Source organism: Caulobacter sp. FV1ye6ST (assembly GCF_058681225.1).
In genome coordinates this window covers 433,807-448,233 of record NZ_CM178733.1, presented here as the reverse complement: position 1 = coordinate 448,233, position 14,427 = coordinate 433,807, and the positions used below count along the sequence as shown (strand labels likewise).

General features: G+C 67.9%; 13 protein-coding genes and 1 tRNA gene. 4 read left to right on the top strand and 10 right to left on the bottom strand.

Translation table 11 applies throughout. The features are described 5' to 3' along the window. Positions 1-108 precede the first annotated feature (108 nt). Positions 109-870, top strand: coding sequence for a DeoR/GlpR family DNA-binding transcription regulator (locus tag ACW175_RS02235; RefSeq protein WP_492103045.1), 762 nt, complete (start codon positions 109-111; stop codon positions 868-870). A 10-nt stretch (positions 871-880) separates the two neighbouring features. Then, positions 881-1,732, top strand: coding sequence for an endonuclease/exonuclease/phosphatase family protein (locus ACW175_RS02230; protein WP_492103044.1), 852 nt, complete (start codon positions 881-883; stop codon positions 1,730-1,732). Between the two features lie 287 nt (positions 1,733-2,019). Here ACW175_RS02230 and ACW175_RS02225 read toward each other — a convergent pair whose 3' ends face one another. Then, positions 2,020-2,772 (bottom strand): SDR family oxidoreductase, encoded by a 753-nt coding sequence (locus tag ACW175_RS02225; protein WP_492103043.1) that lies wholly within the window; start codon positions 2,770-2,772, stop codon positions 2,020-2,022. A 44-nt stretch (positions 2,773-2,816) separates the two neighbouring features. Here ACW175_RS02225 and ACW175_RS02220 point away from each other — a divergent pair, with 44 nt between their 5' ends. Beyond that, on the top strand, positions 2,817-3,287 hold the full coding sequence (locus ACW175_RS02220) for a winged helix-turn-helix transcriptional regulator (RefSeq protein WP_492103042.1): 471 nt from the start codon (positions 2,817-2,819) through the stop codon (positions 3,285-3,287). Positions 3,288-3,569: 282 nt separating this feature from the next. Here the strand turns inward: ACW175_RS02220 and ACW175_RS02215 are convergent. Continuing rightward, a tRNA-Arg gene (locus ACW175_RS02215) sits at positions 3,570-3,646 on the bottom strand. A gap of 102 nt (positions 3,647-3,748) precedes the next feature. Between ACW175_RS02215 and ACW175_RS02210 the strand changes: the two genes are divergently transcribed. Continuing rightward, the gene (locus ACW175_RS02210; RefSeq protein WP_492104879.1) at positions 3,749-5,017 is read left to right on the top strand and encodes a dicarboxylate/amino acid:cation symporter; all 1,269 of its coding nucleotides are present in this window, start codon (positions 3,749-3,751) and stop codon (positions 5,015-5,017) included. Positions 5,018-5,055: 38 nt separating this feature from the next. On the opposite strand, the gene ACW175_RS02205 is transcribed toward ACW175_RS02210, so the two are convergent. From ACW175_RS02205 to ACW175_RS02170, 8 genes are all read right to left on the bottom strand, one after another. Beyond that, entirely contained in the window at positions 5,056-6,135 is a 1,080-nt protein-coding gene (locus tag ACW175_RS02205; protein WP_492103041.1) for an esterase-like activity of phytase family protein, read from the bottom strand. After that, on the bottom strand, positions 6,132-7,307 hold the full coding sequence (locus tag ACW175_RS02200; protein WP_492103040.1) for a glycosyltransferase family 61 protein: 1,176 nt from the start codon (positions 7,305-7,307) through the stop codon (positions 6,132-6,134). Before ACW175_RS02200 ends, ACW175_RS02205 begins: the two co-directional genes overlap by 4 nt. A 4-nt stretch (positions 7,308-7,311) precedes the next feature. Then, on the bottom strand, positions 7,312-8,538 hold the full coding sequence (locus ACW175_RS02195; protein WP_492103039.1) for a glycosyltransferase family 61 protein: 1,227 nt from the start codon (positions 8,536-8,538) through the stop codon (positions 7,312-7,314). After that, complete coding sequence (locus tag ACW175_RS02190; protein WP_492103038.1) at positions 8,535-11,003, bottom strand: glycoside hydrolase family 99-like domain-containing protein; 2,469 nt, start codon at positions 11,001-11,003, stop codon at positions 8,535-8,537. Before ACW175_RS02190 ends, ACW175_RS02195 begins: the two co-directional genes overlap by 4 nt. Continuing rightward, the gene (locus ACW175_RS02185) at positions 11,000-11,914 is read right to left on the bottom strand and encodes a class I SAM-dependent methyltransferase (RefSeq protein WP_492103037.1); all 915 of its coding nucleotides are present in this window, start codon (positions 11,912-11,914) and stop codon (positions 11,000-11,002) included. The genes ACW175_RS02190 and ACW175_RS02185 overlap by 4 nt, the downstream gene beginning before the upstream one ends. After that, positions 11,911-12,663 (bottom strand): ABC transporter ATP-binding protein, encoded by a 753-nt coding sequence (locus ACW175_RS02180; RefSeq protein WP_492103036.1) that lies wholly within the window; start codon positions 12,661-12,663, stop codon positions 11,911-11,913. Before ACW175_RS02180 ends, ACW175_RS02185 begins: the two co-directional genes overlap by 4 nt. A 9-nt stretch (positions 12,664-12,672) precedes the next feature. Continuing rightward, on the bottom strand, positions 12,673-13,464 hold the full coding sequence (locus ACW175_RS02175; protein WP_099575622.1) for an ABC transporter permease: 792 nt from the start codon (positions 13,462-13,464) through the stop codon (positions 12,673-12,675). Positions 13,465-13,624: 160 nt separating this feature from the next. Continuing rightward, positions 13,625-14,419, bottom strand: a complete 795-nt coding sequence (locus tag ACW175_RS02170; protein ID WP_492103035.1) for a LytTR family DNA-binding domain-containing protein — start codon at positions 14,417-14,419, stop codon at positions 13,625-13,627. Positions 14,420-14,427: the final 8 nt, after the last annotated feature.

The following is a 14,427-nucleotide window of genomic DNA, read 5'->3' as shown; positions in this document are numbered from 1 at the left end:
TGACATTTATGCGCGATTTGCCGCTCACCCACACTCGAGCCTCGACAAAATCACACAATATCATCAGAATTCTCACAAACGGCGCGGAGCCGGCGAAAGGGGAGCGGCATGCTCAGGCGTCAGGACCGCCAGCGCGAAATACTGCGTAAGCTGAAGCCAGGCGAAAGCCACGCGATCGGTCGGCTGGCCCAGGAGCTGGAAGTCTCCGAGGAGACGATCCGCCGCGAATTGCGGGTGCTCGAGGTGCGGGGCGCGGTGGTCTGGACACACGGCGCGGTGCAGCTGGCGGCCGTCTCCAGCGAAGGGCCGCACGATCGGCGCATGCAGGAGAACCTGGCGGAGAAAACCCGCATCGCCGCGGCCGCGGCTCCGTTCGTCCGCGACGGCGACACCCTGTTCATCGACGCCGGCACCACCGCCTGTTACGTGGCGCGCGCGCTGGCCGGCGCGCGCCGCGAACTGAAGGTGATCACCAATTCGCTGGTCGTGGCCCAGATCCTTGGCGGGCGCGACGGCAACAGTCTGTTCCTGGCCGGCGGTGAGCTGGACTACGACTACAAGGCTTTCTCCGACCACGTCGCCCAGGCCTATGTGTCCCAGTTCACGCCACACTTGGCGATCCTGACCGTCGGCGGCGTCCATGCCGATCACGGCCTGACCGACCGGCACGCCCGCGAGGCGGCCATCAGCAGGATCGTCTACGAGCGCGCCGACCGGGTGCTGCTGGCCGCCGACCACACGAAGTTCGGTCGCCTGGGCCTGATCCGCACGGCCTCCGCGGAGGAAGTCGACATCCTGGTGACCGACAAGCCGCTGGACCCGCCGTTCGCCGAGGCCTTCCGTCGCGCCACCGTCGTCATCGCGGCCTAAGGACACCGCCATGCTCCGAAACGTCTTGAGAACCGCTCTGACCGCCATCGTCGCGATGACTGTCCTTCCGGCCGCCGCGCAGGCCGCGCCGCCCTCGTTCTGGGTGATGAGCTACAACATCCGCTACGACAATCCGGACGACCAGCCAGATTGGCGCGCCCGCCGCGGACCGATGGCGCGGCAGATCAGCTTCTTCTCGCCGGATATTCTGGGCCTGCAGGAAGCGCTGGTTCCGATGGTGGCGGACCTGTCGGCCGCGCTGCCGGGCTACGCGCACTACGGCGTCGGGCGCGACGATGGCGACAAGGCCGGCGAAACCACGACCATCTTCTATCGCAGCGCCCGTTTCGAGCGACTGCTGGCGCGGACCCAGTGGTGCTCGCCGACGCCCGAGCGGCCGGGCAAGGCTTACGACGCGGCGCTGCCGCGAACCTATGCGCGGGTCGTGTTGCGCGATCGCGCCAGCGGCGTGCTGCTGGATGTGCGCAACGCCCATCTCGACCATGTGGGCGCGGAGTCGCGGCGGCTTTGCGCCCAGCAGATACGCGACCAGGCCGCCTGGCCCGGCGCGCGCCTGGTCGTGCTCGGCGATTTCAACAGCGCGCCCGGCGAGCCGCCTCACGACGTCCTGACATCCGGCGTCGACGGACTGCGGGACGCGCGCGCCGCGAGTCCCGTCGTCTTTGGGCCAGCGGGAACCTTCAACGACTTCTCGCCGGCCCTCCCGCCGACGGGGCCCATCGACTATGTCTTCGTCGACCGAGCGTTGCGGGTTCTACGCTTCGCCACCCTGACCGATACGGATGGCGGCCAAGTTATCTCCGACCATTTCCCAATCATCGCCCAGATCGCCGCGCACTGACCCACTATCGTCGCTCGCTAAGCGATCGGCTCTCCAGCGCTCGCGATGCTACCGCGCCATGATGCGCGCTCGGTGAGCATCGGCGAAGTCACCGCGCTTAGCAGTTCGCGTTAAAATGAGAGCGCGCTCTGATGTGGCGTCGTATCGCCATTGAGGCCGTCGATTGTAGGTCCGTAGTCTGGAGGGGCCTCGATGTCTGCGATTGACGCCGTCGCGACACAGGCGACAGATCTGTTCTGAGAGTTGGAAGCCGCCCTGCTCTGACGACTTCCAACATTCGAGCGTGGTCAGTGCGCCCCGTTCAACCTGTGGAAGATCGCTTCGTAATCGCCGATCTCGGCGAAGCGCAGCGGCTTGACCCGCTCAACCAGGATCTCGCCGCGCGGGGTGTCGCCCCTTTCGATCAGGCCCAGGACCTCGGTGGTGTAGTCGGCCAGTGGCATTGAGTTGGGATTCTCAGCGTGGCCCGGCATTAAATCGGTGGCGACGGCGGGCGGGGCCAGCTCCAGAACCTCCACGGCCGTATCGCGGAGCTGATGACGAAGCGACTGGGTCCACGAATGCATGGCTGCCTTCGTCGCGTTGTAGGTCGGGGTCGCCGCGAGCGGAATGAACGCCAGGCCTGAGGTCACGGTGATCACCGTCGCCTTTGGTTGGGTTCGCAAGTGCGGCAGCAGGGCCGCCGTCAGCCGGATCGGACCCAGGAAATTGGTCGTGATCGTCGCGTCTACCGTCGCCAGATCGAACGGTTCGGCCACGAGATCCTCGGCCTTCATGATCCCGGCGTTGAGAATCACGGCGTTCAGGCCTGGGTGTTCCTTGACGATACGGGCGCCAAAGGCGGCGACACCGGCGGGGTCCTCCACGTCCAGCGTCGCCCAGGCCATGCCGGGATTGGCGGCTGCGGTTTCCTTCAGCATGCCCTCGCGGCGCCCCGCGATGACGATCTGGTTGCCGCGCGCATGCAGGGCTTCGGCCAGAGCGCGGCCAATGCCGCTGCCGCCGCCGGTAATCAGGATGGTATTCCCGGTGATGTTCATGGTGGTCTCCAAGAGGGCGCCCAAGCGCTGGAGATCAGGTATGAATGTCGCTCTCCATTGGGAAGGAGGCACCAAAAGTCGCCATACTTACCCAGCAGAAAGAATTGGAAATGACAGCTCTTCCGCCGGCGAAAATTACGAACCCCGAAACTGGCGAATATGCCGATCCGCGCGTCGAAGCCCTCGTCAACGAGGTGATCGGCAGGGTCGCGGACAAATGGACCATGCTGATTTTGGAGGTTTTGGCCGAGCACGGCGAGACCCGATTCACCCTTATTGGCGAGCGGGTTGGAAACATCAGCCAGAAGATGCTGACCCAGACGCTGCGGCAAATGGAGCGCGATGGGCTTGTCGTCCGGACGGTCCACCCGGTGATCCCGCCCAAGGTCGAATACCGGCTGACAGATCTGGGATTGACCCTCGCCGAAGCCTTCTGCGGCGTTTGGCTGTGGGCGGAGAAAAATATCGAACGCATTGAGGCCGCACGCGCGGCCTTCGATGCGAGAAGAGCATGATTGCCGCCGCCGCGGCCGTTGGGCCCGTGAACTCGCCCAGCAGCGGGTGAAAGACTACATCGAGGCCGACCGCCTGCCCCTGGCCGCTGCCCATCTGCGGACCTCTCCAGGTTCAGCGATGAGTGTCGCAGCGATCTAGGACGATCCTGATCCTCCCTCGTTTCAGTGGACACCCATGCTAGCTTTTCGGAGCTGGACAGGAGTGTCTGATGAGCGTGAAGCGTCGGGCCTTTCCGGAGACCTTCAAACGAGAGGCGGTTGACCGTGTCGCCAGCAAGCCGCTGGCGGCCCAGGAGGGACTCGAACCCCCGACCTTCGCTTTAGGAAAGCGCTGCTCTATCCTGCTGAGCTACTGGGCCTCAGCGTGCGAGGCGCAGGGTCAATAGCGCAAGATGGCGGGCGTGCGAAGCCTGTCCGAACGGCTTGGGCGGAGCTTCCGGGGGACGAACGCGGTGCGGCATCTGAAATCGATCTATGTCCAGGTCCTGATCGCCATCGCGCTGGGGATACTGGTCGGCGCGCTGTGGCCGAAGGTTGGGGTGGCGGTGAAGCCGCTGGGCGACGGTTTCATCAAACTGATCAAGCTGGTCATCGCGCCGGTGATCTTCTGCACCGTGGCCGGCGGCATCGCGCGGATGGGCGATATCAAGGCGTTCGGGCGGGTGGGGGTGAAGGCCCTGCTCTATTTCGAGGTGGTCTCGACCTTCGCTCTCGTGCTGGGCCTGCTGGTCGGGCGGACCCTGAAGCCCGGAGCCGGCTTCAACATCGACCCCAAGACGCTCGATCCGTCGATCGCCGCCGGCTACCTGGAGAAGGCCAAGCACGGCGAGGGCCTGGTCGCCTATCTGCTGCACCTGATCCCGGACACCTTCTTCGGGGCGTTTTCCGAGGGCAACCTGCTGCAGGTGCTGCTGATCGCCATACTGACGGGCTTCGCCTGCACGCGGCTGGGCGATTTCGGCGACAAGGTCGCCAATGTGCTGGAAGACGCGTCCAAGCTGTTCTTCGGCATCATCCAGGTTGTGGTGCGCCTGGCGCCGCTGGGCGCGTTCGGGGCCATGGGCTTCACGATCGGCAAGTACGGGATCGGCGCGCTGATTCAGCTGGGAGCGCTGGTGGCGACCTTCTACGTCACCTCGCTGCTATTCGTGCTGGTGGTGCTGGGCCTGATCGCCTGGGCGTGCGGCTTCTCGATCCTGCGGTTCCTGGCCTATATCCGCGAAGAGCTGCTGATCGTGCTGGGCACAAGCTCGTCGGAGAGCGTGCTGCCGCAGATGATGCTGAAGCTGGAGAACGTCGGAGCCCGCCGCTCGGTGGTCGGCTTGGTGATTCCGACCGGCTACAGCTTCAATCTGGACGGCACCAACATCTACATGACCCTGGCCACCCTGTTCCTGGCCCAGGCGACCAACACCCATATCACCCTGGGCCAGGAACTGGCCCTGCTGGGCGTGGCGATGCTGACCTCGAAGGGCGCCAGCGGCGTGACGGGCGCGGGCTTCATCACCCTGGCCGCGACCCTGGCGGTCGTGCCCGATATCCCGATCGCGGCGCTGGCCGTACTGGTCGGCGTAGACCGCTTCATGAGCGAGTGCCGGGCCCTGACCAATCTGGTCGGCAACGGCGTGGCGACCCTGGTCGTCGCGCGGTGGGAGGGCGCCCTGGACCGGGAGCGTCTCAGGCAGGTTCTGCACGGCGAAATCGCGGCTCCCGAGACCGCCGCGCCTTGATAGCCGCCACGCCAGGGTCATGCGGGCTCTTCGTCGCCTCAGCGTTCGAAGCGCAGGACCAGGATCTGGTTGATCTGCTTGGCGTCGTAGTTGTCGTCCGAGGCCAGCACCAGGGTCCGCGCGCCGTCCGCCTGGCGCAGCCCCCAGGCCATGGCCTCCAGATTGTCGATCCGGATCCCGAGGCTGTCGAAGTTCAACAGCAGGCGCTTCTCCACCGGCCGGACCGGCGTCTCCAGCAGGCTGGCGACCTTTGACACGTCCTCGGCCCTGCCCACGTCGGCCAGGTAGAGCCGGATGTGATAGCTGTAGCGGCCGTCGGCTTGCTTTATCCCCGAGCGCTCCAGCACCAGCAGGCGATGATCGTCCAGGGTCAGGATCTCGCTGACCCCGTTGTCGCCGACGCCCACCGGGGAGGCGACCTGCACCGGGTCGATGCTATAGGCGTACTGCGCCAGGAGCTTGCCGGCGCGATCCAGCCGGCTCAGCCGGGTCAGCCCGCCCTCGGCCACCGAGGGGGCGGGTCCGTCCTGGACCAGGGGCCATTCCATCGACACCCACAGGGATCGTCCGTCGGCGGACCAACTTACCCCCTCGGTCGTGGCGTTCTTGTGCGCCCTGGTCTTGCCGCCGTCATGGAAGGTCAGGGCGTCGGGGACGACCTGCCGCGCGACGGGGGCCCCATCGGCCTTCATGCGACGGATGGCCGGCGGATAGCCGTGGTCGAAGTCGCCTTCGGTCGACCAGACGAGATCCGCGTTCAGCGGGTCGAAGCGGATCGCCTCGCCGTCCGCCGCCTCGGTCCCGGCCTTGCGATCGGGAAAGGTCTCGCCGTCCTCGCGGCGCAGCGGGACCATCGCCGTCAGCGCCGGGCCACAGGCCTTGCCCGGCCGCACGTCCAGCTTGCCCAGGAAAAAGTGCGACGGCCCGTGCTCGGACTTGTCGTCGCTGATGAAGGCCCAGAGCCTGGTGCGCGGATCGTAGTCGATGCCCGAGATGCCGCCATAGCCGCCGCCCTGGACTTCGATCCCCTTCGGCGTCTCGCAGGCCTTGATCAGCGACACGCGCTCGGCCGCCGCTGGTGTCGCGAGCAGCAGAACAGCCACAAGTAGCGCCTTCATAGCAACAGCTCCCCTATGGCCATGGGCGCGTCGTCCCAGCCCGCCATCGGCCGCTGGGCGTCGGCGCGTTCGACGGCGATCGTCAGCTTGCGGCGGAACGCGTCGGGGTCGATCGAGAACGGCTGGGCCTGGGCCTCGATGCTGTGCAACCGCGCCCGGCCGTCGGCGGGCAGGATATAACCCACGTCGTGGCGGCGGAAGTTGCCGATCCGCGACTGCACCTCGACCAGCCAGTTCAGCGACACCACCTGACAGCCCTCCGGCGACAGCAGGGCGTTGTGCAGGCCCGAGCCGAACTCGCCGGCCACGACCCGCGCGCGCGAGAAGATCCGGGCCTGGTCCGCCCACGGGAGGGTTTCGGGCCGCAGCAGGGTCAGGCCCAGCTCCTGGGCGACCGCCTCGATCTCGGCTTCGTTCTCCATCTCGCGAAACGATCGCGGCGTGCGCACCCCGCCCCGGCTGACGAAGATCTTGTCAACCGCGCCGGCGCGCGGCCAGGCCAGCACCTCGCGCTCCAGCCCCCAGCGCAGGACGTCGTGGAACTGGTAGTCCTTGTGCAGCATGTGCGGCAGCAGGACCGCGCCGATCTCGACCGCCTCGTCGCGATGGTCGTAGGTGACAATCTCCTGGTCCGGCAGCATCGAGCGCACGATCCGCGCGACATAGCCCGGCGCGGTCGACGGCAGCACCAACGGCGCGGTGACGCCGGCCGCGTTCAGGGCGCGGATCAGGAAGAGCTTCGGATACATCTCGGTCAGCCAGTGACCCCAGACGTAGTTGAAGTGGCTGATCACGAAGGCCCGATCGAGGCGGATGCGCGGCTTCGCCTGGAAGTCCCAGGCCTCCCGCGTGATGTCGTTTTCGTACCAGTGGCGGATGTAGAAGGGATACGGCCCTTCGGCGTAGACGAGCTGTCCGTCCAGCTTCAGGTGCGCGCCAGTGCCGCCGGCCACGACGCGGTGGGCGACCAGCAGGTCGATCTCTGGCGCAACCAGGCCGTCCAGGTCGTGCATGGCGTTCAGAAGATCGCCGGCGCAGGGCCACAGCATCGGGCGCGGCGGGATCGGGCCGCTGGAACCCATCAGCTTGACGCGCGCAGCGCGGTGGACCCCGCTGAGCGCCTCCGCCATCGAGACCCGGTCGGCGGCCGAGATGTCGACGAAGGCGGCCATGGGCCTAGAGCGCGCCGTCGAGGAAGGCCAGGAAACTGGGCAGGTCCAGCCGCCAGCGGAACTCCGAGGCCGGACGAAGTTGCCCCTCCATCACGATCTCGGTCTCGCTGAGCGGCGACGGGGCGAAGAAGCCGCGCCAGTCGACGCCGGCCAAAAGCGCGATGTTGCGCACCCAGACGCCGGTGAAGTTGCTGGGCTGGATCTCGATCAGGGTCGCCCCGGGCTTGCCGAACAGCACGTTGGCCAGGGCCGCGCCGGCCGGGGCGACGATGGTCTCGGCGCGATGGAACAGCGCGATCTGGTCGCGGACCGACAGGGTCTCCGGCCGCACGATCGTGAAGCCGCGCGCCTCGAGGGCGGCCTGCAGCTCGGCCTCATTGACCAGCACCCGCTTCAGCGAGCCCAGGCGGCTGATGTAGAGGCGCTTGGGGGCGGCCGGGTCATCCGTGATCGCCGCGGCGGCCAGGACGCGCTCCCGCACCGCGTCCAGCGGCGGGCCGGGCGCGTGCAGGAAGTGATCCATCGGCGTCGTGAACACCGCCTCGCCGAGCCGCGCCACCGGGACCTCGATCACGGTCGGCGTCAGGCCCAGCAGGGCCAAAAGTTCGGCCTGCCAGGGCAGCAATGGCGGGGCGACGGGCGGATGGCTGCCCAGCGCGCCGGCCTGCTCCGCCGCCAGCAGGGCCGGCAGGCAGTCAATCAGGAAGTGGCCATAGTTGTGCAGGCCTCCCCAAGCCATGAACACGGTGCCGCCCGGAAGGGTCGGCGCGTCCGCCGGCGGGACGAACACCGTGGTCTCGCCCTCCCGGCGGGTGTGCGGCAGGGCCGCCAGGGTCGGGGTCAGGTAGAGGGCCTCGTGCACCGAGCTCTTGAAGACCCGTCCGGCCTGATCGAACACCGCGCCGAAGGCCGGGGCGTGCCAGACGTCCGCGACGCGAACGAGATCCACGGCCGAGCGCAGGACGCCGCCGACGCCGTTGGCCCAAGCGGGCGCATCGACGCCGCCGCTCTTGCCTTCCAGCCGTGCGCGGGCTTCGGGGTCGTCGAGCACGGACTGTTCGACGACGGGACCGATCACGCCGGCCGAGCCGGCCATGGGGGCGTCGACGCGGGTCAGGACCGCAGGCTCCTCGACCACAGCCAGCGGCACGCCCGGCGCGGGCGCCGGCTCGGGGATCATGGCCTTGAGTTTGCGCTTCACCCGGCGCGCGAGGCGGACCAGCTTGCTCACAGTTCGAAGCTCGCGCGATAGCCGGCGCGGGCGACGATGGCGGCGGTCAGGCGCTCGATCGCGTGGGCCGTGGTGCCGTCCACCCGGCCCAGCTCCGGCTCGAAGCCGATCTCGGCGTCGGTCAGGTCGGACAGCGGCGCGAAGGCTTCCGTCCGTCCCCAGAACATTGAGCCGGCCGCGAACGGCGTCTCGGGCCGGGGCTTAAGGCCCATGCGGGCGGTCAGGCGCTCGACGGCCACGCGGTTGTTGTCCATGACGTCCGGGTCGCCGATCCGCATTCGCGCGTCCGACGAGGCCAGCAGGCCCAGTTGCGAGTCCTGGGCGAAGGCGCGCAGGGCCAGGGCCGCCGCCTCGCCGCCCAGCAGGCCATCGACCAGCTCGGCGCGCCACTGGTCGCCCTTGGCCCGGTGCGGCGAGCGCTTGGAGTGCAGCTTGCAGAACACCGAATAGCCCGAGGCCCGCGCCCGACGCAGGGTCTCGACGAACGGCCGGATGTCGCGGCCTCGGTTCTCGGCGATCGCCAGGTGCGCGGCGGGGAAGGCCTCGCGAGCCCGCGCCAGATCCGCCTCGTCCCAGGTCTCCGGCACGGTGATCATCAGGTCCAGGACGTCGGTCGTCGCGGCCAGACGCTCCGCGAACCAGTCGATCAGTTCCGGGTAGAAGAGATGCAGAAGGGTCACCGCCTCGGCGCGCTTGGCGAACCCGGCTTGAGCTTCAACCACCAGCGGATGGGCGTCGGTCAGGCGCGGCGCGTAGGCGGCCAGCGCCGTGCGGGTGGCGTGCAGATAGCCGTGGCCGAACCAGCGGTCGGGCTCGAGATAGGCGCCCTCGCCCCACTCGTTCCAGGCGTTGACGAACACCATCGCCTGGCCTTGCGGATGCCTGGCCTCTGCATGCTTCAGCGCGCCCGACAGCCAGGTCAGGTAGCTTTCCGGGTCGGCGTTGTGGAAGGCATGGCCGGCCCAGGGCTTGCGGGCCTGGTTGTCCCAGCCCGGCATGACGCCGGGCACGAAGGCGTCCGGAACCGCCGCCAGCTCATCCAGCTTGGACCGCACGACGGTCGGATAGTCATAGACCTTGCCGGTGAAGTTCGGATGCAAGGGGGTCACCTGCCGGGTGATCTCGCCCTCGACGATGGCGTGCGGCGGGAAGTCGATGATCCCGTCGAAGCCGTGCGAGGCATGGTCCTGGAAGCCGAAGGCCGTGGTGCACAGCAGGTGCAGTTCGCCGAGGCCCATGGCCCGCGCCTGCGCGCGCCAGCGGTCGGTGGTCGCCTTGGCGTCCGGCAGGATTTCGGGGCGGTACAGCACCAGCACAGGCTTGCCGCCGACCTTCAGGTAGCGCGGGTCGCGGATGTAGCGCGCCATATCCTCGAACACGGCGCGGTCGTCCTCGGGCGAGTGGTCCTGGCCCATGAGCACGTCGCTCTCGTCGCCGTCCCAGCGCCGGGTCCAGTTCTCGTTGGCCCAGCAGAGGGCGAACGGCAGATCTAGGGTCGGATCGGCCAGATAGAGCTCGATCGGCCGCTCCAGCAGGCGCTTGCCGGCGAACCAGTAGTAGTGGAAGCAGAAGGCCGAGACGCCCGCGCTCTTGGCCAGGTCGATCTGCTGGGCCAGCACCTCGCGCTGGCGCAGATCGTAGAAGCCCAGATCGGCCGGCAGGCGCGGCTGGTAGTGGCCCAGGAATTGCGGCTGGGCCTTGGAGACGTTGGTCCACTCGGTGAAGCCCTTGCCCCACCAGAGGTCATTCTCCGGGAACGGATGAAATTGCGGGAGATAGAAGGCCACCACCCTCGGCGCGTCGGCCGGCAAGGTGATCGGGGCGGCGATCGGGGCGGCGAAGTGCGGGCTGCGCAGGGTCTTCGAAACCGCGATCGCGTGGGCGTAGGTCGCCTGCACCGGTCCGGCGTCGCCGCCGACACGGGACGCTCGCGAGCCCTGCAGCGCCGTCCGGCCGCGGCGCCAGAGCGCGCCGGCCGGTTTGCGCAACGGACCCAGCAGCGGCTTGACCGCCTGGATCGCCGCGCCCTTGAGGCCGCGCGGATCCTTGCCCAGGTCGCCGATGCGCGTGACCTTGAAGTCGCCGACGGTGAACCGACATGCGCCTTCGGACGGGTCGAGGCGCACGCCGATCAGTTGGAAGCTGCGCGCCGGCAGCGACGCGAACCAGCCGTCCGGCCCCGCCTTCAGCCGCGTGTAGGAATCCTCGGAAAAGCCATCGCCCCAGTCGGCATAGAGCGCCGGACCGACCAGCTCACCTTCGGTCGCTTCCAGCTTCAGGTCGATGCGCACGGCCTTGGCCGCGCGCAGGTCAGCGCGTTGCTGACGGGTCGGGGTCCAGACCATCTGCGGATCGCCGCCGGCCGCCGCCAGGATCGCCCGGCCCTGAGCGTCCAGGCCCAGGACCGTGACGTCGCGGCCGGGCTTGAGGCCGCCCAGCATCGCCTTAGGCGGCAGCGTGCTCATGCCCTGCCCGTCAATCGCGCGATCGTCCGCGCCAGGAGCCCCTTCGGCGCGTTCGGGTCACGTTTGCGGATCACCACCGCCGCCTGCCAGAACTGGGCCGGATCGTCGACATAGCGCACCACCTCGCCGCCATGCGGGGCGGCTTCCTTAGCCACGAACTTCGTCGTCACCACCGCCTCGCCATAGACGTCAGGCTCGCGATAGTCGCCGCCGCCCGACGCCAGGTAGCAGATGCCCTCGCTGGCGAGGTCGGCGCGGAGCTTGGGCAGCTGTTCCTTGTAGATCGACAGGGCCGCCATCCAGGCGTTGTCGGCGTCTGGCGCGATGGCCTCGACCATGTCCAGGAAACGCGGCGGCTCGACCGTGAACACCAGCTGACCGCCGGGGGCAAGCACGCGCAGCAGCTCGGCCAGCCAGGCGCGGAACAGGTGCGGCGGCAGGTGGGTGAACACCGAATAGGCGGTGATCAGTCGGAACGTTCCGTCGGCGAACGGCAGCGGCCGGCCGTTGGCGATGGCCTCGAAGCGGCCCGGCAGATCGGCCCCGGCGCAGAAGGCGACCATGTCAGGATCGATATCGACCCCGACCATGTCCTTGGCGTCGAAGTCGCGCAGGAAGAACCGGCCGATCCGGCCCCAGCCGCAGCCGAAGTCCAGATAGCCCTGCCCCGTCGAGCCCTTGTAGGCGCGGTCGGCCATGGCCTCCTGAGCGAAGGCGTAGAACTTGCCCGCCTCGTCCAGGGCGTCCTCATAGGCCGAGCCGACGAACTGCCGCTGGATCTCGGCCGACGGGAAGTCGGGATAGGTGAGACCGCTTTGGACGCGTTCGACGACCGAGCGCTTCAGCCGCGCCAGCCAGACCTCGGGCGCCAGGCCGCGAAGATCCTCATGGGCCAGAAGGCGAGCGGTCATGCGACGCTGGCCTCGCGGTGGACAAGCCAGTCCTCGGTCGAGCCCAGGAAGACGATCTTGCCGGCTTGCAGCTCGCAGACCCGGTTGCAGACCCGGCGGACTAGGTCGTGGTCATGGGTGGCCAGGACGACGATCTTGGCGTCCTCGACCATGCGCTGCATGCGGTCGGCGGCCTTCTGCACGAAGGCGGCGTCGCCGGCGCTGAGCCACTCGTCCAGCACCAGGATGTCGGCCTCGAACTCGGTCGCCACCGTGAACATCAGGCGCGCCAGCATGCCGGCCGAGTAAGTGCGCACGGGCAGATGCAGAAAGTCGCCCAGGCCCGAGAACTCGGCGATGGCGTCGACACGGCTGTCGATGACCTTGCGCGGCAACCGGCGCATCAGGCCCAGCTTGTGGATGTTGCGAAGGCCGGTGGCCTCCATGTCGATACCGGCGTTGATGGCGATCATCGAGGTGATGTCGCCATCGATCGACAACTCGCCCCGCGTCGGCGAATAGATGCCGGCGATGACCTTGAGCAGGGTGGTCTTGCCCGAACCGTTGTGGCCCACTAGGGCGATGCGATCACCCTCGACGATGTCGAGATTGATGTCGTGCAGCGCCTTGACCGCGGCGACATCCCCGGCGGCCTTGTACATCTTGCCGCCGACCGCGAGGTTGAATACGGCGCTGCGCAGCGACTGCGAGCGCAGGCTGTAGACGAAATAGTCGAGATCGACGTTCGTCAGCTTGATCTGGTGCGTCATCGCCGTCCCCTACAGCCAGAAGACCACGCGCTTGCGGAACATGGCCAGCAGCGCGAGGGCGATTATCGCCAGGACGCCGGTCGTCCCCAGCGTCCAGAGCCAGTCGATCGTGGCGGGGGCATGGCCGGTCAGCGGCGCGCGCAGCAGCTCGACCTGGTGAGCCAGCGGGTTCAGCTCGACCACCCAGCGGTGCTTGGCGCTGACATTGGCGGTCATCCAGAACACCGGCGTCACGTAGAATAGCAGTTGGACGACATAGCTCATCATGTAGGCCACGTCGCGGAAGCGGGTCGACGGGATGGCGATGATGAAGCCCTGGAAACACACAACCAGCAGCATCAGCGCGACGGCCGGGATCAGCGTCCAGTGCGGCACGGCGAACCGGCCGATGACGAGCATCACCGCCCAGAAGGCGATCAGCTGGAACAGGAAGTTCGTCGCCGCCTTCTGCGCGTGCAGGAAGACGTAGAAGGTCAGCGGCAGGCGCTGGCTCTGCATCAGGCCGGAATTGTAGAGGAAGATCGCCTGGGCCTCGGCGATCGTGGTGCCGACCAGAGACCAGGCCAAGAGGCCGGCCACCACCTGCGGATAGCTCTTCGACATGTCCACGCCCATCAGGGCGCTGACCAGGAAGGCCAGGGCGAAGGCGACGACCAGCAGGTTGCAGGCCATCCAGAACGGCCCGAGGATCGACCTCTGGAAGCGCGAGGCCGTCTGGTCCAGGCCGAGCCGCCACCACAGGGGCGCGAGACGGACGCCGTCTCCCACATCCTTCAGCGCCGCCATCAAGGGACTCGGCATTCGCGACCTTCCAAAACGCCTCGCGGCGACCAGCAAGGGGCCTGCTTACAGAGCCGCGCGCGCGCCGACAATTGCTTTGGAAGCTTGACGAACCCTCTGTTGCGTAAAAACTTTAGTCGAATGACTTGAGCCAGGCCGATCGCGCCGCCGTCAGGCAGGGCTAAAACCAGCCGGCGTCCTTCAGGATAGGCGCATAGGTCCGGCTGACCGGCGCCTCCAGGCCACCCGCCAAGCGAATTTCGCCGGCGCCGCGCCGCCAACGGACGGCCTCGACCGCCTCGGCGGCCACCCACCAGGAACGGTGGACGCGCCAGCCGTGGGCGCGTTGCAGTTCGGTCAGCGCGTCGGCGAAGCGCAGGGTGATCAGTTCCGCGCCGGCGTCGGTGTGGACCTTCAGATAGTGGTCGTGGGCCTCGACGGCGATCAGCCGCGCGCCGCGTCGCCGGGCTGAGAGCCTTCTGCGGAACGCAGCCTCGGCCTCGGGCAGCGGCGGGGCGACGATGGTCAGGGTCTCGACCCGCGTCGGCCGGCGACGCCAGACCAGGGTCCGCACGACCATCACCGCCAGCGAGATCGGCCACACCTGCCAGAGCAGGCGCAGAAAGCCCGCCCAACCGAACGGCCCCCCCATGACCAGGTGCTCGGTAGCCAGCACGTGCAGCGACACCAGCGGCGTCATCAGCACCGAGACCACCGCCACGCGTCGCCAGGTCTCAGGCACGCGCCTGGCCAGCCAATCGTCCAGCACGACACCGATCAGCCCGCCGCCGACCATGCAGATCATCCAATAGACATAGCGTCCGACGATCGGCGCGCGCTCGGAGGCGAAGGGTCCCAGGAACCCCATGAGCAGGCCGATCACGCCCATGATGGCGATGTCGATCGCCCATCGTCGCGCGTTGGCCGCTCGGTCCCGAATCGTCGCCTCCCTGTCCATGCCGTCCCGTTCGCGCAAGCCTGGCG